This window comes from Streptomyces sp. NPDC006687 (assembly GCF_040636215.1).
GTDB lineage: Bacteria > Actinomycetota > Actinomycetes > Streptomycetales > Streptomycetaceae > Streptomyces.
The window spans coordinates 59,437-78,859 of record NZ_JBEYJJ010000003.1 but is presented as its reverse complement, the minus strand read 5'-3'; the positions used below and the strand labels follow the sequence as shown (position 1 = coordinate 78,859).

The 19,423-nt window shown below is 73.8% G+C and carries 16 protein-coding genes; 9 read left to right on the top strand and 7 right to left on the bottom strand.

What is annotated here, in order from left to right; genetic code table 11:
• Positions 1-68: 68 nt before the first annotated feature.
• Positions 69-662 carry a histidine phosphatase family protein gene (locus ABZ716_RS04800; RefSeq protein ID WP_358811681.1) on the bottom strand — a complete coding sequence of 198 codons (594 nt, stop codon included), beginning with the start codon at positions 660-662 and terminating at the stop codon, positions 69-71.
• Positions 663-671: 9 nt separating this feature from the next.
• Positions 672-2,099, bottom strand: coding sequence for a deoxyribodipyrimidine photo-lyase (locus ABZ716_RS04795; RefSeq protein ID WP_358956516.1), 1,428 nt, complete (start codon positions 2,097-2,099; stop codon positions 672-674).
• Between the two features lie 78 nt (positions 2,100-2,177).
• Between ABZ716_RS04795 and ABZ716_RS04790 the strand changes: the two genes are divergently transcribed.
• Entirely contained in the window at positions 2,178-2,657 is a 480-nt protein-coding gene (locus tag ABZ716_RS04790; RefSeq protein ID WP_351883751.1) for an Lrp/AsnC family transcriptional regulator, read from the top strand.
• A gap of 156 nt (positions 2,658-2,813) precedes the next feature.
• On the opposite strand, the gene ABZ716_RS04785 is transcribed toward ABZ716_RS04790, so the two are convergent.
• The gene (locus ABZ716_RS04785; RefSeq protein WP_358957070.1) at positions 2,814-4,217 is read right to left on the bottom strand and encodes an MFS transporter; all 1,404 of its coding nucleotides are present in this window, start codon (positions 4,215-4,217) and stop codon (positions 2,814-2,816) included.
• 164 nt (positions 4,218-4,381) lie between these two features.
• Between ABZ716_RS04785 and ABZ716_RS04780 the strand changes: the two genes are divergently transcribed.
• Both ABZ716_RS04780 and ABZ716_RS04775 read left to right on the top strand, forming a co-directional pair.
• Entirely contained in the window at positions 4,382-5,236 is an 855-nt protein-coding gene (locus ABZ716_RS04780; RefSeq protein WP_358956513.1) for a helix-turn-helix transcriptional regulator, read from the top strand.
• A gap of 57 nt (positions 5,237-5,293) precedes the next feature.
• Entirely contained in the window at positions 5,294-6,403 is a 1,110-nt protein-coding gene (locus ABZ716_RS04775) for an NAD(P)-binding domain-containing protein (RefSeq protein WP_358957068.1), read from the top strand.
• On the opposite strand, the gene mltG is transcribed toward ABZ716_RS04775, so the two are convergent.
• On the bottom strand, positions 6,389-7,321 hold the full coding sequence (gene mltG, locus ABZ716_RS04770) for an endolytic transglycosylase MltG (protein ID WP_358956511.1): 933 nt from the start codon (positions 7,319-7,321) through the stop codon (positions 6,389-6,391). The genes ABZ716_RS04775 and mltG overlap by 15 nt on opposite strands.
• A gap of 61 nt (positions 7,322-7,382) precedes the next feature.
• Entirely contained in the window at positions 7,383-9,293 is a 1,911-nt protein-coding gene (locus ABZ716_RS04765; RefSeq protein WP_358956508.1) for an ABC transporter ATP-binding protein, read from the bottom strand.
• A gap of 86 nt (positions 9,294-9,379) precedes the next feature.
• Between ABZ716_RS04765 and ABZ716_RS04760 the strand changes: the two genes are divergently transcribed.
• From ABZ716_RS04760 to ABZ716_RS04750, 3 genes are all read left to right on the top strand, one after another.
• Positions 9,380-9,850 carry a MarR family transcriptional regulator gene (locus ABZ716_RS04760; RefSeq protein ID WP_358811686.1) on the top strand — a complete coding sequence of 157 codons (471 nt, stop codon included), beginning with the start codon at positions 9,380-9,382 and terminating at the stop codon, positions 9,848-9,850.
• A 91-nt stretch (positions 9,851-9,941) separates the two neighbouring features.
• Positions 9,942-11,771 (top strand): ABC transporter ATP-binding protein, encoded by a 1,830-nt coding sequence (locus tag ABZ716_RS04755; protein ID WP_358956506.1) that lies wholly within the window; start codon positions 9,942-9,944, stop codon positions 11,769-11,771.
• Positions 11,768-13,549 (top strand): ABC transporter ATP-binding protein, encoded by a 1,782-nt coding sequence (locus tag ABZ716_RS04750; RefSeq protein ID WP_358956503.1) that lies wholly within the window; start codon positions 11,768-11,770, stop codon positions 13,547-13,549. The genes ABZ716_RS04755 and ABZ716_RS04750 overlap by 4 nt, the downstream gene beginning before the upstream one ends.
• 56 nt (positions 13,550-13,605) lie before the next feature.
• Here the strand turns inward: ABZ716_RS04750 and ABZ716_RS04745 are convergent, their stop codons facing one another.
• On the bottom strand, positions 13,606-14,397 hold the full coding sequence (locus tag ABZ716_RS04745; RefSeq protein ID WP_358956501.1) for a metal-dependent hydrolase: 792 nt from the start codon (positions 14,395-14,397) through the stop codon (positions 13,606-13,608).
• Between the two features lie 85 nt (positions 14,398-14,482).
• Between ABZ716_RS04745 and ABZ716_RS04740 the strand changes: the two genes are divergently transcribed.
• From ABZ716_RS04740 to ABZ716_RS04730, 3 genes are all read left to right on the top strand, one after another.
• Positions 14,483-17,065, top strand: coding sequence for a DUF3516 domain-containing protein (locus ABZ716_RS04740; RefSeq protein ID WP_358811688.1), 2,583 nt, complete (start codon positions 14,483-14,485; stop codon positions 17,063-17,065).
• Between the two features lie 97 nt (positions 17,066-17,162).
• Positions 17,163-18,065 carry an acyl-CoA thioesterase II gene (locus ABZ716_RS04735; RefSeq protein ID WP_351883731.1) on the top strand — a complete coding sequence of 301 codons (903 nt, stop codon included), beginning with the start codon at positions 17,163-17,165 and terminating at the stop codon, positions 18,063-18,065.
• A gap of 140 nt (positions 18,066-18,205) precedes the next feature.
• Entirely contained in the window at positions 18,206-18,607 is a 402-nt protein-coding gene (locus tag ABZ716_RS04730; RefSeq protein ID WP_358956498.1) for a YchJ family protein, read from the top strand.
• Here ABZ716_RS04730 and ABZ716_RS04725 read toward each other — a convergent pair.
• Positions 18,571-19,407, bottom strand: coding sequence for a DUF6397 family protein (locus ABZ716_RS04725; protein ID WP_358956494.1), 837 nt, complete (start codon positions 19,405-19,407; stop codon positions 18,571-18,573). The two genes, ABZ716_RS04730 and ABZ716_RS04725, sit on opposite strands and share 37 nt — an antisense overlap.
• Between the last annotated feature and the right edge of the window lie 16 nt (positions 19,408-19,423).

Here is a 19,423-nt window from a genome sequence, read left to right as displayed (position 1 = left end):
TGGTCACGCGCGGGCGGGTGGGGCGCGAGGCGGCGCGGGTCGTCCGGGTGGCGGCCCGCGCCTGCCTTTCAGGGGCGGGTGTTCCAGCCGGCCACCACGGGGAGGCCGTGTTCGGTGGAGAGCTCGCTGACGGTGCCGGTGCGCAGGAGGAAGAGCCGGCCCTCCTCGGGGGGCAGGCCGAGGTAGCGGGCGGTCAGGACGCGCAGGAAGTGGCCGTGGGCGACGAGGACGACGTCACCCCCGCCGGAGCGCAGCACCTCGCCGGCCCGCGCCAGGACCCGGTCGGCGCGGGCTCCGACCTGGGCGGCGTTCTCCCCCGGGTGCGCGGCGTCGCCCGGAGGGACGCCGTCGGTCCACAGCGACCAGTCGGGACGGGTGCGCTGGATCTCGGCGGTGGTGATGCCCTCGTAGCCGCCGTAGTCCCACTCGTGGAGGTCGGGGTCGGGGACCCCGCCGGCCAGTCCGGCGAGTTCCGCCGTGGCCACGGCACGGCTCAGGGGGCTGGTCAGCACCAGGGCGGGATGCCGGTCACGGAAGTAGGGGGCCAGCGAGAGGGCTTGGTCGGCCCCGCGGGCGGTCAGCGGGACGTCGGTGAGCCCGGTGTGCCGCCCGTTGGCGCTCCACGCCGTCTCTCCGTGCCTCACCAGCAGAAGATCACTCATGTCCGGACCCTACGGGGCGCCGCTCGTGCCCGGCGTGCCGGGGCCGTGGAGCGGGGGTGCGTCGCCCTGCCGCGCCCGGTGGAAGCGGGCCTGGGCCTCGGAGAGGTCCACCACCGGGTCGGGGTAGTCGTAGCGGGTCCGCTCGGCGGCGGGCAGCCGCCAGGGCTCGTGGACGCGGGGCGCGGGCAGGGCGGCCAGTTCGGGAACCCAGCGGTGGACGTAACGGCCCTCGGGGTCGTAGCGCAGGCCCTGGCGGACGGGGTTGAGGACCCGGTTGGGCCGGGTGTCGGTGCCGGTGCCGGCCACCCACTGCCAGTTGAGCTGGTTGTTGGCCACGTCCCCGTCCACGAGGAGGTCGAGGAAGTGCCGGGCTCCGGTGCGCCAGTCGGCGTAGAGGGTCTTGGCGAGGAAGCTGGCGGCCAGTAGCCGGCCGCGGTTGTGCATCCAGCCCTCGTGGCGCAGCTGGCGCATGGCCGCGTCGACCACCGGGTAGCCGGTGCGGCCCTCCTTCCATGCCTGGACCTCCTCCTCGGCGGCGGGGCCGGTGCGCCAGCGGTCGTGGCGGGCCCGGTAGTCGCGGGTGGCGGTCGCGGGGCGGGCGGCGAGGACCTGGTGGTGGAAGTCGCGCCAGCACAGCTGCCGGACGAACGCCTCGGCGCCGGGGCCGCCGGCGGCGAGGGCGCGCTGGGCGGCCTCGACGGGCGAGAGGGTGCCGAAGTGCAGGTGCGGTGAGAGGCGGGAGGTGGCGTCGGCGGCGAGGTCGTCGTGGGTGTCCTCGTACCGGGCGAGGCCCGAGCGCAGCCAGCGGGCCAGCAGCCGGCGTGCCTCGTCCTCGCCGCCGGGCGCCAGGCCCGGGGAGGTGCCGGTGACGGCGGACCGGCGGGGCGGCTCCTCGGATCCGATGTCCTCGGGCACGGGGACGCTGCGCGGTGCGGCGGCCACCGGGCGCGGCGGCAGGGCGCTCCAGCGGCGCAGGTACGGGGTGAAGACGGCGAAGTGGTCGGAGCCCCTGCCACTGGGGAGCACGGCTGCGGGAGCCACCGCCGTGATGACCGCGTCGTGGACGTGGAGGGCGCAGCCCTGGGCCCGGAGGGCCTCGCGCAGGCGCCGTTCGCGGGTCTGGGCGTAGCCGCTGACCCCGGCGGCGAGGTGCACCTCGGCCGCGCCGGCCTCGCGGACGAGGGCGCAGACCTCCTCCACCACGTCCCCGGACCGCAGCACGAGACGGCCGCCACGGGCCCGCAGTCCGGTGTCCAGGGCGGCCAGGCAGTCGGCGAGGAAGGCCAGCCGGTTGGGCACGGCGAAGCCGGCGCGCTCGACGGCCCGGTCGCGGACGAAGAGGGGGACCACCCGGTCGCAGGAGGCGAGGGCGGCGCGCAGCGGCGGGTGGTCGTGCAGGCGCAGGTCGCTGGTGTAGAGGACCACGGCGGTCGTCATGGAGTGGGCCCTCCCGCATCGGAATCAGGGGCGATCCGGACTGAACTGCCCATTCGCGACCATTGGTACAGTCCTGCCATGGCCGTGGACGAGCTCGACACCCGGATCCTGCGACTGCTGATCGAGCAGCCGCGTACCAGTGTCCGCGAGTACGCCCGGATCCTCGGCGTGGCGCGCGGGACACTCCAGGCGCGACTGGACCGGCTGGAGCGCACCGGGGTGATCACCGGCAGCGGTCCCGTGCTCTCCCTGGCCGCGCTCGGGCACCCGGTGCTGGCCTTCGTCCACATCGAGGTGACCCAGGGGCACCTGGACGACGTGGGCGAGGCGCTGGCCGCCGTACCGGAGATCATCGAGGCGTTCTCGATCACCGGGGGCGGGGACCTGCTGACCCGGGTCGCCGCCCGGGACAACGCCCATCTGGAGGACGTGATCCAGCGGCTGATCCGGCTCCCGGGGGTGGTCCGCACCCGGACCGAGGTCGCCCTGCGGGAGCGGGTCGCGCACCGGCTGCTGCCGCTGGTCGAATCGGTGGGCCGGGCGGCACGCACCCCCTGAGGGCAGGGCGGGGGCGGGAGGGGCTGGATGCCCTCGGGGCCCGGCGCCGGCCCGGTCGCAGGGCGGCGGCCTGGGGCCGGCGGGGGCTGCGGGGGGCCGGGAGTCCTGGAGGCCAGGGATCCGGGGAGCCGGGGATCCCGGGGCCTGGGGCCTGGGTCAGCGCATGGTGCGCGGGAGGCGGAGGCTGAGGAGGACCGTCAGGGCGATCAGGCCGAGCTGCCCCAGCAGGGTGACCGTGAGGGCCTGCCGCATACCGAGGGCGGCGGTCAGGGCGAGGAAGAGGCTGCCGACGGTCGCCACGCCCAGCGCGAGCGAGGACTGCTGCGTGGTGACCATGACCCCGCTGCCGACTCCGGCCCGGTCCGCCGGGACGTCCGAGAGCATCAGCCGCATCAGCACCGGCAGCTGGAGCCCCTGCCCGAGACCCGCCAGGGCCACCCCGGGGGCGAGGGCCGCGAGGCCCAGGCCGGACCAGCCGTACCACACGGTCGCGGCCAGCAGGCCGATGCCGGCGGCCTGGATGATCCCGCCGGCGGTGACGACCCGGCTGCCGTAGCGCCCCACCAGCCGCGGCCCGGCGAGCGAGGCGGCGAAGAAGGCCACCGCCAGCGGCACCAGCGCCAGCCCCGCCGCCACCGGGCCCATGCGCAGGCCCTGCTGGAGGGCGACCGCGAAGGCGAACATGAACCCGCTGAAGCCGATCGAGAACGGCAGCAGCATCACCAGGCCGCGCCGCAGCGACACCAGCCGCAGCAGGCTCGGCGGCACCAGCGGGGTCCGCCCGAGCCGGTCGGCGCGGCGCTCGGTCAGGTAGAAGGCGACGGCGGCGAGCGGGGAGACGGCCAGCGAGATCCAGGTCCACAGCGGCCACCCGGCCGCCCGGCCCTCCGTCAGCGGCAGCAGCAGGGACACGAGGGTTACGGCCAGCAGCAGCGTTCCGGGTACGTCCACGGACGCCGGGCGGTCGGAGCGGGTCTCCGGGACGGCCCGGACGGCGAGCACCAGCCCGACGAGCACCACGGGCACGTTGACCAGGAACACCGAGCGCCAGCCGGAGCCGGCCACGTCGGCGGCGACCAGGACCCCGCCGAGGATCTGCCCGGCGACCATCGACAGTCCGGCGGTGGCCCCGTACAGGCTCATCGCGCGGGCCCGGCGCGGCCCCTGGGTGGTGGCCTGGATGGTGGCCAGGACCTGCGGCAGCATCAGCGCCGCCGCGGCCCCCTGGGCCACCCGTGCGGCGACCAGCGTCCAGGCGGTGGGAGCCAGGCCGCAGGCCAGGGACGTGACGCCGAAGGCGGCCATGCCGATGAGGAACAGCCGGCGCCGGCCGGCCATGTCCCCGAGGCGGCCGCCCAGCACCAGGAGCACCGAGTAGGCGACGCCGTAGCCGCCGACGACCAGTTCCAGCATGGCCGGACCGGCGGCGAGGTCGGCGTCGATGGCGGGCAGCGCCACATTGACGATGAAGAAGTCGATCAGCGGGAGGGCCGCGCCCAGCAGCACGGTGAACAGGCCGAGGGGCGAGATGCCGGCGGCCTCGGCGACGGGGCTCCCGATGGGGGCTGAAGTGGACGGACGAGTCGGTGTGCGTACGGTCGTTTCGGTCACGGAAGAAGTCACGGAAGAAACGGTCCTCCACCGGTCAGCCTGGTACCAGAGTCTTCTTATCCTGGTACCGGCAGTACCTGGAAACACGCTCCGCGATAGGGCACGCTGGCCCCATGACCACTGTGGCCCCTCCCAGCGACCTCCGCCGGCACGAGCTGGCCGACTTCCTGCGCAGCCGCCGCGAGCGGATCACCCCGGAGCAGGTCGGGCTGGTCCGCGGCCGTCGCAGGCGGACGCCCGGGCTGCGCCGCGAGGAGGTCGCCCAGCTCTCCGCCGTCGGCGTCACCTGGTACACCTGGCTGGAGCAGGCCCGCGAGATCCAGGTGTCCCCGCAGGTGCTGGACGCCGTGGCGCGCGCACTGCTGCTGGACTCCAGCGAGCGCGCCCACCTGTTCGCCCTGGCGGACACCGCCGACCCCGCGCCGGACACGCGGTGCCCGAGCGTGACGCCGGCGCTGCGGGCCATGCTGGACCAGCTGGATCCGATCCCGGCGTGCGTGCAGAACAGCCGGTACGACATCCTCGCGTACAACGCCACGTACGGGCGGCTCCTGTGCGATCTCGACCTGCTGCCCCGGGAGGACCGCAACTGCATGTGGCTGGCGTTCACCAACGCCGACTGGCGGGCCTCCCTCGCCGACATGCCGGAGGTGAACCGGCTGATGGCGGCCAAGTTCCGCGCCTCGATGGCCGGACACCTGGCCGAACCGGCGTGGAAGACGCTGCTGGCCCGCCTGGAGGCGGCCTCGCCGGAGTTCCGGGAGATCTGGGCGCGTCACGAGGTGGTCGGGCTCGGCCGCAACACCAAGTACATCCGCAACGCCCATGTGGGCCTGCTCCGGCTGGAGCACACCAACCTGTGGCTGGGCCCGGCCGCCGGCCCGCGCCTGACGACCTTCGTGCCCCTGGACGAGGAGACCCGGCTGCGGCTGGCCGAACTGCGCGCCCTGTGCCCGGTCGCGGGCTGAGGGCCACCCAGGGGGAAGATCCCGCGGAGCCCGCGAGTTAGTAGAACCGTGAACGACATGGTGCGGGACGCGGTGGACTCGGGCGTGGGCGCGGACGCGGACGCGGAGGTGGACGTCGTGGTCGTGGGAGCCGGGCAGGCCGGGCTGTCCAGCGCCTACCACCTGGCCCGGTCGGGCATCGGGCACGTGGTGCTCGACCACTCCCCCGGGCCCGGCGGGGCCTGGCAGTTCCGCTGGCCCTCGCTCACCTACGGCAAGGTCCACGGGATGCACGCGCTGCCCGGGATGGAGCTGACCGGCGCCGATCCGCTGCGGCCGTCGTCCGAGGTGATCGGGGCGTACTTCGCCGCCTACGAGGAGCGGTTCGCACTGGACGTGCGCCGCCCGGTGGACGTGACGGCCGTGCGCGAGGGCGGCGGGGGACGACTGCTGGTGGAGTCGGCCTCGGGCAGCTGGTCGGCGCGGGCGCTGGTCAACGCCACGGGGACCTGGGACCGGCCGTTCTGGCCCCGTTACCCCGGCCAGGAGCTGTTCCGGGGGCGCCAGCTGCACACCGCGGACTATCCGGGGCCGCAGGAGTTCGCCGGGGCCCGGGTCATCGTGGTGGGCGGGGGCACTTCGGCGGTGCAGCACCTGCTGGAGGTCTCGCAGGTGGCGGCGGAGACCACGTGGGTCACCCGCAGGCCGCCCGTGTTCCGCGAGGGTGGTTTCGGGGAGGCCGAGGGACGGGCGGCGGTGGCGCTGGTCGAGGAGCGGGTGCGCCGGGGGCTGCCGCCGCGGAGCGTGGTCAGCGTGACGGGGCTCGCGCTGAACGAGGCCGTACGGGCGGGGCTGGAGTCCGGGGTGCTGGACCGGCTGCCCGTCTTCGAGCGGATCACCCCGTCCGGGGCCGTCTGGGCGGACGGGCGGCGGGTGGAGGCCGACGTGATCCTGTGGGCCACCGGCTTCCGGCCCGCCGTGGACCACCTGGCACCGCTGCGGCTGCGCGAACCGGGTGGCGGGATCCGGATCGAGGGGACCCGGGCGGTGCGCGACGAGCGCGTCCACCTGGTCGGCTACGGGCCTTCGGCCTCGACCATCGGCGCCAACCGGGCGGGCGGCGCCGCCGTCCGGGAGATCCGCCGGCTGCTGGCCCGACGCCCGTCGGCGGTGTCAGTCCCGGTGTGACGCCCCCGGGCCGGCGGGACGGGGCGGCGGGCCGGCGGCCTGGGCGTGGGCCGGCCTGCCGGGCGGTGGCGCGGCGGGCCCAGCGGTGGCCGCCGCGCGGAGCCGGTTGAACTCCTCGACATGTTTCCTGTGTTCCTCGTACGTGGCCGAGAAACGGGTGTCGCCGGGCTTCACGGTGACGAAGAAGAGCCAGTCACCGGGGGCCGGCGCGACGGCCGCCGCCATGGCCTGGAGTCCGGGGCTGTTGATGGGCGTCGGCGGCAGCCCTTGGTGCTCGTAGGTGTTGAAGGGGTGGTCGATGCGGGTCTCCCGCAGCTTGGTGTCCACGGTGGTGCGGTTCAGGGCGTAGTTGAGGGTGGAGTCCATCTGGAGCGGCATCGACCTCGCCAGCCGGTTGTGGACCACGCGGGCCACCTTGCCCATGTCGGCCGGGTTGTCGGCCTCCGCCTCGATGATGCTGGCGAGGGTGGCGGTCTGGTACGGGGTCATGGCGTGCGCCCGGCCTCCGGCGGCGACCGCCTTGGTGGCGAGCTTCTGGTTCGCCGTCCGCACCATGGTGGCGAGCAGGCCGGCCGGGGTGGTCTTCGAGGTCACCGGGTACGTCGCCGGGAACAGGTAGCCCTCTGGGTTGCCCTTGGCCTCGGCGGGCAGGGGCAGGTCCGCTGTGGCGACGGCCGACGAGGCGGTGCCGGCGGGGAGGTGGAGCTCCTTGTCGATGGCGGCGTAGACCTGCGCGGCGCGCCATCCCTCGGGGATCAGCAGCCGGCGGGGCCTCTCGGGCGCTTCCGCCGGGGACAGCAGGGGGACGAGGAGCGCCGTCCCGAGTCCGATCCCGAGCAGGGCGGTGAGCAGGAGCAGCAGGCGGCCCCGGCGGGTGAGCCGGGAGCGGCGCTGCGGCGGCCGGTGCGCATGGGGCATATCGGCACGCTAGCGCTCACAACGGCCGGTTTCCGGCACCACACCCCTACTGGTCATACGATCACACGTTCACCGGAGCGGGGGCCGGGTCAGCACCCCGGCCGCGTCCGCGCACCGGCGCCTGATCCGGCTTCGGCGCCTCATCCGGCTGGGGTGCCTGGGCAGCGTCCCGGTCCCGGCGGACCAGGGCGGCATAGCGGCCTCCGGCCAGCAGCAGCTCCTCGTGGGTCCCTCGCTCGGCGATGCGGCCGGCATCCAGGACCACGATCTGGTCGGCGTCCCGGATGGTGGAGAGGCGGTGCGCGATCGTGATCGTGGTGCGACCCCGGGAGAGGTTGTCGATGGCCCGCTGCACGGCGTGCTCGGTGCGGGTGTCGAGTGCGCTGGTGGCCTCGTCCAGGATGAGCACCGGCGGGTCCCGCAGGATGGTGCGCGCGATGGCCAGGCGCTGCTTCTCGCCTCCGGAGAAGCGGTAGCCGCGCTCGCCGACCAGGGTGTCGTACCCGTCCGGCAGGGACTCGATGTGGTCGTGGATCTGAGCCGCGCGGGCCGCCTCGGCGATCTCCTCGTCGGTGGCGTCCGGCTTGGCGAACCGCAGGTTGTCGGCGACCGAGGCGTGGAAGAGGTAGGTCTCCTGGGAGACCACGCCTATGGAGCGGGCCAGCGAGTCGAAGTCCAGGTCCCGTACGTCCACGCCGTCGAGGGCGACCCGGCCGCCCGTCACGTCGTAGAGGCGCGGCACCAGGTAGCTGAGGGTGCTCTTCCCGGAGCCGGTCGGGCCGACCACGGCCAGGGAGCCGCCCGCTGGGACGGTGATGTCGATGCCGGTCAGCGTCGGGCCGGACTGGGCCTCGTACGCGAAGTGCACGTCCTCCAGGCGGACCTCGCCCTTGGCGCGGCCCAGCCTGACGGGGTCCTCGCGCTCGGTGATGTCCACCGGCAGGTCGAGGTACTCGAAGATCCGGGCGAAGAGGGCGAGCGAGGTCTGGATCTGCACACCGGTCGACAGCAGGCTCACGGCCGGCCGGAACAGCCCCTGCTGGAGGGTGACGAAGGCGACGAGGGTACCGACCGAGAGGGACGGCGCACCGGTCTGGAGGGCGATGCCCGCGGCCCAGTAGATCAGCGCGGGCATGGCCGCCATCACGATCCCGATCGTGGACATCCGCCAGCGCCCGGCCATGCTGGAGCGCACTTCGAGGCTGACGAGCTTCTCCGACTCCTCGGCGAAGGCGGCGGTGAGGGATTCCGAGCGGCCCATGGTGCGGCCGAGCAGGATGCCGCTGACCGACAGGGATTCGGTGACGGTGGCGGCCATCGCGGCCATCTGCTTCTGCCGCTTGGTGGTGATCTTCTTGCGCTCGCGGCCGACGCGGCGGCTGATCCACACGAAGAGGGGCAGCAGGAGCAGGGAGACCAGGGTGAGCCGCCAGTCGAGCGCCAGCATCGCGACGACGGAGGCGATGACGGCGGTCAGGTTCGACACGAGCGAGGTCGCCGTCGAGGTGACGGTGGCCTGCATGCCGCCGATGTCGTTGGCTATGCGGGACTGCACCTCGCCGGTGCGGGTGCGGGTGAAGAAGGCCAGCGGCATCCGCTGGAGCTGGGCGTAGACGGCGGTGCGCAGGTCATGCATGACGCGCTGGCCGACTGTGGTGGAGATGAGCGTCTGGAGCACGCCGAACACGCTGGTCACGACGGCGGTGAGGATCATGCCGAGGGCCAGCAGGCTGAGCAGCCCGGTCCGGCCCTGGGGGATCGCGACGTCCAGGATCTCCTTGAGCAGGAACGGCGAGGCGACGCCGACCAGGGAGGAGGCGCCGACCAGGGCGCCGACGACGGCGAGCCGGCCGCGGTAGGGCCGGAACAGGCCGAGGATCCGGCGCAGCTCGCGCGGCCGGTCGGCGGGGGCCGGACGGCTGGGGTCGAGCGCTTCGTTCGATGGGGTCCACTTCGGCTCGTCGCTGTGCATGGGCCTCCTTCCGCCGGGGACTCCGATGAGCCTAGCTCATTGTTACCTATACTCACAATGAATGGCGTCCTGCTACTGTTCCCAGTATGAGCACCGGTTCCGACACCGACACCCGTGATTCGACCGACGGCGTCCTCGCCGAGCAGCTGCTGCGTCTCACACGCCGGCTCCACCGCATCCAGAAGCGCCACATGGAGCCGCTCGGGATCACCCCCGCCCAGGGCCGGCTGCTGCGCCTCGTGGCGCACTACGCCGAGGGCCAGCCGCCCCGCATGGCCGACCTGGCCGCGCGCCTGGAGGTCGTACCGCGTGCGGTGACCACCCTCGTCGACGGCCTGGAGGCGGCCGACTGCGTGCGGCGCGTGCCCGACCCCGCCAACCGGCGGGTGATACGGATCGAGCTCACCGAAACCGGCCGCGCCACGCTGCGCCGTCTGCGCAACGCGCGGACCGACGCCGCCGAGGAGATCCTGGCTCCGCTGACCGCCGACCAGCGCGAACTGCTCGGCGGCCTGCTCAACGCGCTCACGGACGTCCCGGTGGAGCGCCGCTGCTGAGACGCTCCCCCGCCTGAAAATCGATTGCCCCGAAGGCGACCGGAAGGCGAACCTTGCGTGGTTTGCACTCACCGAGCCGTCATGGGGTGTCATGCAGATCAGCGATCTTCCCTATCCGGATCCCGGGGTACCCGACGCCCGTTCCGGCCCGCGGTTCCTGTGGTGGCTGGGGCGGGGCCAGCTCGGCGGCCAGGTGCGGAGCCTGGCCTGGGGCATGGTGCACTTCTGCGGCATCGCCGGGCTGCCGTACACGGTGGGCCTGGGTGTCGGGGCGGCCGTCGACCGCGACGGCGGACGGCTGCTGCTGGTCGGCGGGTTGCTGCTGCTCGTCGGGGCCGCCATCGCGGTCGGTGACGTCATGCTCCACCGCACCGCCGTCACCAACTGGATCACCGCCGCCGCGCGGGTGCAGCAGCTGCTCGCCCGGAAGACCGCGGAGCTGGGTTCCGCCCTGACCCGCCAGGTCGCGGCCGGGGAGGTGGTGGCGGTGTCCACGGGAGACGTGGAGAAGATCGGCTGGTTCGTCGAGGCGGTCTCCCGCTTCCTGGCCGCCGCCTTCGCCGTCGTCGCTCTCTGCGTCGGGCTGCTGTTCTACGCGCCCGCCATCGGTGTGGTCGTCGCGGCGGGGGTCCCGGTGCTCGCGCTGTCCGTGCTGCCGCTGCTGCCGAGGGCCACCCGGCGCGCCGACGTCCAGCGCGAGAAGGCGGGCAGGGCCACCGAGCTGGCCTCCGACACCGTGGCGGGCCTGCGGGTGCTGCGCGGGATCGGCGGCGAGGAGCTCTTCCTCGACCGCTACCGGGCGGCCTCGCAGGAGGTCCGCGAGGCCGCCGTGCGCAGTGCCCGGATGTGGGCGCTGATCGCCGCGGTCCAGGTGCTGCTGCCGGGAGCGCTGATGGTGGCGGTGGTCTGGTACGGCTCCGTGCTGGTGGTGGACGAGCGGCTGGCGGTCGGCGAACTCGTCGCCGCGTTCAGCGCGGTGGCCACGATGCTGTACCCGTTGCGGCACTTCGAGGAGATCGCCATGTCGTACTCCTTCTCGCGGCCCTCCGCGCAGCGGGCGGCCAGAGTGCTGTCGCTGACGCGGACGGACGAGGGGGCCGGGCGCGCCGCAGGGGAGCCGGTGGAGGCTCCGGCTCCGGGCGGCGACCTCTACGACCCCGCGACGGGGCTGCTGGTCCCGGCCGGACGGTTCACGGCCGTCGTGTGCGGGGACCCCGACCTGGCGGGCCGGCTCGCGGAGCGGCTGGGCGGGCACGCCGTGCCGTCGGGGGACGACCCGGGCGGTGCCGCGCCCTCGGTACTGCTGGGCGGGGTCGCGCTGGACGACCTCGCGCTGGAGGCGGCGCGCGCACGGGTCCTCGTCCAGGACAAGGATCCCGTCCTGCTGTCGGGGACCCTGCGCGAGCTGTTCGACGTACCGGCGTCAGGAGCCGTCCCGGCCCCGCGGGCCCTGTCCGCGGCGCAGTGCGGGGACGTCCTGGACGCGCTGCTCCAGGCGGCCCCGGACGGGGTGGACGACGCCATGGACGCCCGGATCACCGAACGCGGCCGGTCCCTGTCCGGCGGGCAGCGCCAGCGGCTCGCCCTGGCCCGGTCGCTGGTCGCCGACCCGGAGGTGCTGGTCCTGGACGAGCCGACCTCGGCGGTGGACGCGCACACCGAGGCGCGGATCGCCGACGGGGTCGCCGCCCTGCGCTCTGGGCGCACCACGGTGGTGCTGGCCTCCTCGCCGCTGTTGCTGGACCGTGCGGACCGGGTCGTACTGGTCCACGAGGGCCGGGCCGTGGCGGCGGGCACGCACCGGGAGCTGCTGCGCGACGACCCGCGCTACCGGGCGGTCGTCACCCGGGAGACGGACGCCGAACGGGGGCGGGCCGGGGAGCCCGCCGGGGAACTCACAGGGATCGAGGAATCCGCATGATCGGCGTGGCGCGGCCGGACTACGACCCGGCGGCCCCCGAGACGGCCGCCACCCTGCCCGTGGGCACGCCGGCGACCGTACGGGTCTACGTGCGCGGCCTGCTGCGGCGGCACCGCCGGCCCTTCACGGCTCTGGTCGCCTTCAACGCGGTCGCGGTGGTGGCCTCCATGGCCGGCCCGTACCTGCTGGGCCTGGTGGTGGACGGGCTCTCGGTCGGGGAGCGGGAGCTCCATCTGGGGCGGGTGGCGCTGCTGTTCGCGCTGGCACTGGCCGTCCAGACCTGTTTCGTGCGGCTGGTCCGGCTGCGCGGGGCGATGCTCGGCGAGGAGATGCTGGCCGACCTGCGCGAGGACTTCCTGGTGCGGTCGGTGGGCCTGCCACCGGGTGTCCTGGAGCGCGCCGGTACCGGTGACCTGCTGTCGCGGATCACCACCGATGTCGACCGGCTGGCGAACGCGATGCGCGAGGCGGTGCCGCAGCTGGCCATCGGCGTGGTCTGGGCGGCCCTGCTGTACGGGGCGCTCGCGGTCACCGCGCCGCAGCTGGCGCTGGCCGCGCTGGTGGCCTTGCCGGTGCTGGTCCTCGGCTGCCGCTGGTACTTCCGCCGGGCGCCCTCGGCGTACCGCTCGGAAGCGGCCGGGTACGCGGCGGTCGCGGCGGTCCTGACGGAGACGGTGGACGCGGGGCGCACGGTCGAGGCGCACCGTCTGGGCGCGCGGCGGATCGCGCTGTCGGAGCGGCGGATCCGGGAGTGGACGGCCTGGGAGCGGTACACCCTGTTCCTGCGGACGGTGCTCTTCCCTGTGGTCACCGCCACCTATGTCACGGTCCTCGGCGCGGTGCTGCTGGTTGGCGGGTACTGCGTGCTGCGCGGCTGGATGTCGGTCGGCCAGCTGACCACGGGCGCGCTGCTGGCGCAGATGATGGTCGATCCGATCGGGCTGGTCCTGCGCTGGTACGACGAGCTCCAGGTGGCCCAGGTGTCGTTGGCGCGGCTGGTGGGCGTCCGGGAGATCGAGCCGGATGCGGGGGACGGCGCGGTGGTGCCTCAGGGGCGGGACGTCCGGGCGCAGGAGGTCGGGTTCGGCTACCGGGAGGGCGTGGACGTCCTGCACGAGGTGTCGATGTCCGTGCCGCCGGGCACCCGGATGGCCCTGGTCGGCCCGTCCGGGGCGGGTAAGTCCACGCTGGGCCGGCTGCTGGCGGGCATCTACGCGCCGCGGACCGGGGAGGTCACGCTGGGCGGGGCGCGGCTGTCGCGGATGCCGGCGGAGCGGGTGCGTGAGCACGTGGCGCTGGTGAACCAGGAGCACCACGTGTTCGTGGGCTCGCTGCGGGACAACCTGCGGCTGGCCCGTACGGGGGCGCGGGACGCGGAGCTGTGGGCGGCGCTGGGCGCGGTGGACGCCGACGGCTGGGCGCGGGCCCTGGAGTCGGGACTGGACACGGAGGTGGGCTCGGGCGGCAGCGCGCTGACCCCGGCGCAGGCGCAGCAGATCGCGCTGGCCCGTCTGGTGCTGGCGGACCCGCACACGCTGGTGCTGGACGAGGCGACCTCGCTGCTGGATCCCCGGGCGGCCCGGCATCTGGAGCGGTCGCTGGCGCGGGTGCTGGACGGCCGGACCGTCATCGCGATCGCCCACCGGCTGCACACCGCGCACGACGCGGACGTGATCGCGGTGGTCGAGGACGGCCGGATCGGCGAACTCGGCTCGCACGACGAGCTGGTGGCGGCCGACGGGGCGTACGCGGCGCTGTGGCGGTCCTGGCACGGCTGATCCGCCCGGTGGCGCCGCCGGTCTTCCTGGGTGAAGCCCCGTGAGGGGAAGCCCCGTCAGATGAAGCCGAGTGCCGAGGCGCCGCCCATGCCGCCCAGGAGCATGAACACCGGCATGAGCACCTTCAGCTCCACCCAGCTGCCTGCGCGGAAACGCATCGCCTTCGGCGGGCCGACGGGGTACCAGCGCTTGCCCTTGATCGGCAGTGGCCACAGGAAGGGGCAGCCCGAGACGGTCAGTGCGTCGCCGATGTCGTGGACGAGGGCCCCGAGCAGGATCGGCAGGCCGAGCCAGAGGTACTCCTGCCCGGGGCCGGTGAACAGCCAGCCGGCGCCGTTGCCCGGCTCGTCGAGGACCCCGGCCAGGATCCAGGCACTCGTGGCGCCGAGCAGCCAGACCAGGATGTCGCTGGACATCCGCGCCGCCCGCCACAGCAGGCCCTCGACGGCCAGCACCAGGTGGACGAAGAGGAGCACCAGGACGCCCCAGCGGTCGAAGCTCACCGCGATCGCGGAGGAGCCCGCGCCTATGAGGACCGCCCACAGCCAGGTGTGCGTCAGGGTGCGGTGGCCGCCGCTGCGGCGGGCGTCGCGCGGCGCGCGGGTGGCCTTGTAGACGGCGTACGAGACCTTGTCGACCACCTCGCACAGGCCCCGCGACAGGGGACCGAAGGCTCGGGAGATCGTCGCCGACTTGTGGTCGAGGTCGGGGGCGAGTGCCGCTCCGGCGCAGATCAGCGCGCCGACGACCAGGACGGGCCAGGGCATCGGGTGACCCGCGGCCGCGGTCGCCGCCCCCACCCCCAGCCAGGCCGCCGCCCCGGACAGTGAGTGCGCCGGACCCATCATGCTCGTTTCCCGCCCCGGTCCTGTGGTGGTGGGGCCCCGTCGATGTCTTCGGTCGGGCCGCCTCAGCGGCCCAGGGTACCCGCGGATGATCTTCTTTCCGTCCGCCGGTTCCCTCTTCCGGCGGGAAGCCAGGCAAGATGGGGGCGTGACCCTCATTGATCAGCTCCCGCCGAACGCCGACCCCGACGCCCTCTTCGAGGCTTTCTCCTCGTGGGCGGAGGACCAGGGCATCACCCTGTACCCGGCTCAGGAGGAGGCGCTGATCGAGGTCGTCTCCGGGGCGAACGTCATCCTGTCGACACCGACCGGCTCCGGCAAGAGCCTCGTCGCGGCGGGCGCACACTTCACCGCCCTGGCGCAGGACAAGGTCACCTTCTACACCGCCCCGATCAAGGCGCTGGTGTCGGAGAAGTTCTTCGACCTGTGCAAGCTCTTCGGTACCGAGAACGTCGGCATGCTGACCGGCGACGCCTCCGTGAACGCGGACGCCCCGGTGATCTGCTGCACCGCCGAGGTGCTGGCCTCCATCGCCCTGCGCGACGGCAAGTACGCCGACATCGGGCAGGTCGTGATGGACGAGTTCCACTTCTACGCGGAGCCGGACCGGGGCTGGGCCTGGCAAATCCCGCTGCTGGAGCTGCCGCAGGCGCAGTTCGTCCTGATGTCGGCGACGCTCGGCGACGTGAAGCGGTTCGAGGAGGACCTGACCCGGCGCACCGGCCGCCCGACCTCGGTGGTCCGCTCCGCGAGCCGGCCCGTGCCGCTCTCCTACGAGTACGTGACCACGCCGATCACCGACACCATCACCGAGCTGCTGGAGACCCGGCAGGCGCCGGTCTACATCGTGCACTTCACGCAGGCCCAGGCGGTCGAGCGGGCGCAGTCGCTGATGAGCATCAACATGTGCACCCGCGAGGAGAAGGACAAGATCGCGGAGCTGATCGGCAACTTCCGTTTCACCACGAAGTTCGGCCAGAACCTCTCCCGCTACGTCCGTCACGGCATCGGTGTGCACCACGCGGGGATGCTGCCCAAGTACCGGCGGCTGGTCGAGAAGCTGGCCCAGGCCGGCCTGCTGAAGGTCATCTGCGGCACCGACACCCTCGGCGTGGGCGTCAACGTCCCGATCCGCACGGTGCTGTTCACCGCGCTGACCAAGTACGACGGCAGCCGCGTCCGCACGCTGCGCGCCCGCGAGTTCCACCAGATCGCCGGCCGCGCGGGCCGCGCGGGCTTCGACACGGCCGGGTTCGTGGTCGCGCAGGCCCCCGAGCACGTCATCGAGAACGAGAAGGCCCTCGCCAAGGCCGGCGACGATCCGAAGAAGCGCCGCAAGGTGGTGCGCAAGAAGGCTCCCGAGGGCTTCGTCGCCTGGTCGGACACCACCTTCGAGAAGCTGATCGCCGCCGACCCGGAACCGCTGACCTCCCGCTTCAAGGTCACCAACATCATGCTGCTGTCGGTGATCGCCCGCCCGGGCGACGCCTTCCAGGCGATGCGCAGCCTCCTGGAGGACAACCACGAGCCGCGCAAGGCCCAGCTGCGGCACATCCGCCGCGCCATCGCGATCTACCGGTCGCTGCTGGACGGTGGTGTCGTGGAGAAGCTGGACACCCCGGACTCCGAGGGCCGCACCATCCGGCTCACCGTCGACCTCCAGCAGGACTTCGCGCTGAACCAGCCGCTGTCCACCTTCGCGCTGGCCTCCTTCGAGCTGCTGGACCCGGAGTCCCCCTCCTACGCGCTGGACATGGTCTCCGTCGTCGAGTCCACGCTGGACGACCCGCGCCAGATCCTGGCGGCCCAGCAGAACAAGGAGCGCGGCATCGCCGTCGGCGCGATGAAGGCGGACGGGATCGAGTACGAGGAGCGGATGGAGCGGCTCCAGGACGTCACCTATCCCAAGCCCCTGGAAGAGCTGCTGCTGCACGCCTACGACGTGTACAGCAAGAGCCACCCGTGGGTCCGCGACCACCCCGTCTCCCCGAAGTCGATCATCCGCGACATGTACGAGCGGGCGATGACCTTCACGGAGTTCACCTCCTTCTACGAGCTGGCCCGTACCGAGGGCATCGTGCTGCGCTACCTGGCCAGCGCCTACAAGGCCCTCGACCACACCATCCCCGACGACCTGAAGTCCGAGGACCTCGAGGACCTGATCGCCTGGCTGGGCGAGCTGGTCCGCCAGGTCGACTCCAGCCTGCTCGACGAGTGGGAGCAGCTGGCGAACCCGGAGGTGGAGACGGCGGAGCAGGCCCAGGAGAAGGCCGACCAGGTCAAGCCGGTCACCGCCAACGCCCGCGCCTTCCGCGTCCTGGTCCGCAACGCGATGTTCCGCCGGGTCGAGCTCGCGGCCCTGGACCACGTCGGTCAGCTGGGCGAGCTGGACGCCGAGTCCGGCTGGGACGCCGACGCCTGGGGCGAGGCGATGGACGCGTACTGGGACGAGTACGACGACCTGGGCACCGGCCCCGACGCCCGCGGCCCCAAGCTGCTCCAGATCGAGGAGGACCCGGCGCACGGGCTGTGGCGCGTCCGCCAGACCTTCGCCGACCCGAACGGGGACCATGGCTGGGGCATCAGCGCCGAGGTCGACCTCGCCGCGTCCGACGAGGAGGGCCGGGCCGTCATCCGGGTCACCTCGGTCGGCGAGCTCGGCGCCCTCTGAGCTCCCAGGGACCCCGACCGGAGGGACCCCTGACCCGCACACCGCACGGCCGGGCGGACCCGCCCGGCCCGCCGGACCCGACAGTGGAGACCGCGTGATGACGAACCCCGCCGAGAGACTCGTCGACCTGCTCGACCTGGAGCAGATCGAGGTCAACATCTTCCGGGGGGCCAGCCCCCAGGAGTCCCTCCAGCGCGTCTTCGGCGGGCAGGTGGCCGGCCAGGCCCTGGTCGCGGCCGGCCGGACCACCGAGAGCGACCGGCCGGTCCACTCCCTCCACGCGTACTTCCTGCGCCCGGGGATCCCCGGGGTGCCCATCGTGTACCAGGTGGAACGGGTGCGTGACGGGCGCTCCTTCACCACGCGCCGGGTCACCGCCGTCCAGCAGGGCAAGACCATCTTCAATCTGACCGCCTCCTTCCATCACCCGGAGGAGGGCAGCATCGAGCACCAGCTGCCTCCCCGCCTCGACTTCCCTCACCCGGACGCGCTGCCGAAGGTCGCGGACGAGATCCGCGAGCACCTGGGCGCGCTGCCCGAGGCCCTGGAGCGGATGGCCCGCCGCCAGCCCTTCGACATCCGGTACGTGGACCGGCTCCGCTGGACTCCCGAGGAGCTCAAGGACGCCGATCCGCGCAGCGCGGTGTGGATGCGGGCGGTCGGCCCGCTGGGCGACGACCCGCTCGTCCACACCTGCGCCCTCACCTACGCCAGTGACATGACCCTCCTCGACGCCGTGCGCATCCCCGTGGAGCCGCTCTGGGGCATGCGCGGTTTCGACATGGCCTCCCTGGACCACGCCATGTGGTTCCACCGGCCGTTCCGGGCGGACGAGTGGTTCCTGTACGACCAGGAGTCGCCCATCGCCCACGGCGGACGGGGCCTGGCCCGCGGCCGTATCTACGACCTGGAGGGCAGGCTGCTGGTCTCCGTGGTCCAGGAGGGCCTCTTCCGCCCGTACCCGGCCGAGAAGGCCAGGCCGGCCGTGTCCCCCCAGTAGGTACCGCGGGAGGCCGAGGCCCGTGACCCGTGGCCCGGACCGTTCGGCGGCCTCCGCCGGCCGGCCCGCATCACCCCTCCCCTCCTGTGCCGTCCGTCCCGTCCTGTCCCGCTGGCCTGTCCCGGAGAACTGAGCGCACCATGACCACCCCGGCCCTGCCCTGCCCCTGCGGGCTGCCCGCCCCCTACCCGGAATGCTGCGGCCGCTTCCACTCCGGCGACCGGCAGGCGCCCACCGCCGAGCTGCTGATGCGTTCCCGCTTCAGTGCCTTCGCGGTCGGAGACACCGCCTACCTGCTGCGGTCCTGGCACCCCTCGACCCGGCCGGGCCGGCTCGACCTCGATCCGGGGCAGCGCTGGGAGCGGCTGGAGATCCTCGCCACCGAGCGCGGCGGGATCTTCGAGACCGAGGGGTCGGTGGAGTTCCGCGCCCACTACCGCGAGGGCGGCCACAGCGGATCGCTGCACGAGCACAGCGCCTTCGCCCGCGAGGGCGGCGCCTGGGTCTACGTCGGCCCCCTCTCCCCCGTCGCGTTCGACTGACCCCGGGCCCCGGCCAGGGCGAGGTCCAGGCCGGCGCGGTAGAGGCCGGCCTCCTCCGGCGGCTGCGCCACCAGCAGCGGCCCGGCCACCGCCGCGGCCGCCGGCACCTGCGGGTGCCCGTACGGCGGGGGCGGCGCGAGCGCGGCGAGCACGATTCGCTCCGCCGGGTCGGGAACGGCGGCCAGCACCTCCGCCTCCGGGAGGACGGAGGCCAGCACGGCCGCCCGCTCCCAGGGGTCAGCGGTCCGTCTCAGCAGGAGTCCCACATGCCGCTCCCGCCACCGTCGCGGGCGCAGGTCCGCCCCGGCCGCCATCAGCTCCCGGTCCTCCGGGGAGGCGGGCCCGCTCAGCCTGCCCGGCTCCCGGGCGGCGAACTCCCTTAGCTCCGCCGTCAGGTAGAGCCAGACGAGGGCCCGGTAGCGGTTGACCCGGTAGCCGACGGGGCTGAGGTGCCCACAGCGGGCCAGCCGGGTGAACCGGGTCGGGCCGGTGCCCAGCACCCGCGCCGCGTGGTCCGCCCCGGCCACCGTCTCGACCCGCGCCCGCAGCGCCTCCGGGAACCCCCGCTCCGCCTTGACCCGCTCCAGCTCGGCCCGGCTGTAGCGGGCGGCCCCGCCCGGCGCGCGCGGGCCCCGGCGCACCAGTCCCAGCTGCACGGCCCGCGCGAACTCCCCCCGCCCCAGGCCAAGTTCCGCCGCCGCCCGGAGCCCGTCGAGCAGCGGCTCCGGCCGCGCGTCCACCCGTACGGCACCACCGGCGGTCCCGCCGACGGACGCGTACTTGCCCAGTTCCACCTTCATCACGGCCTCCCCCACA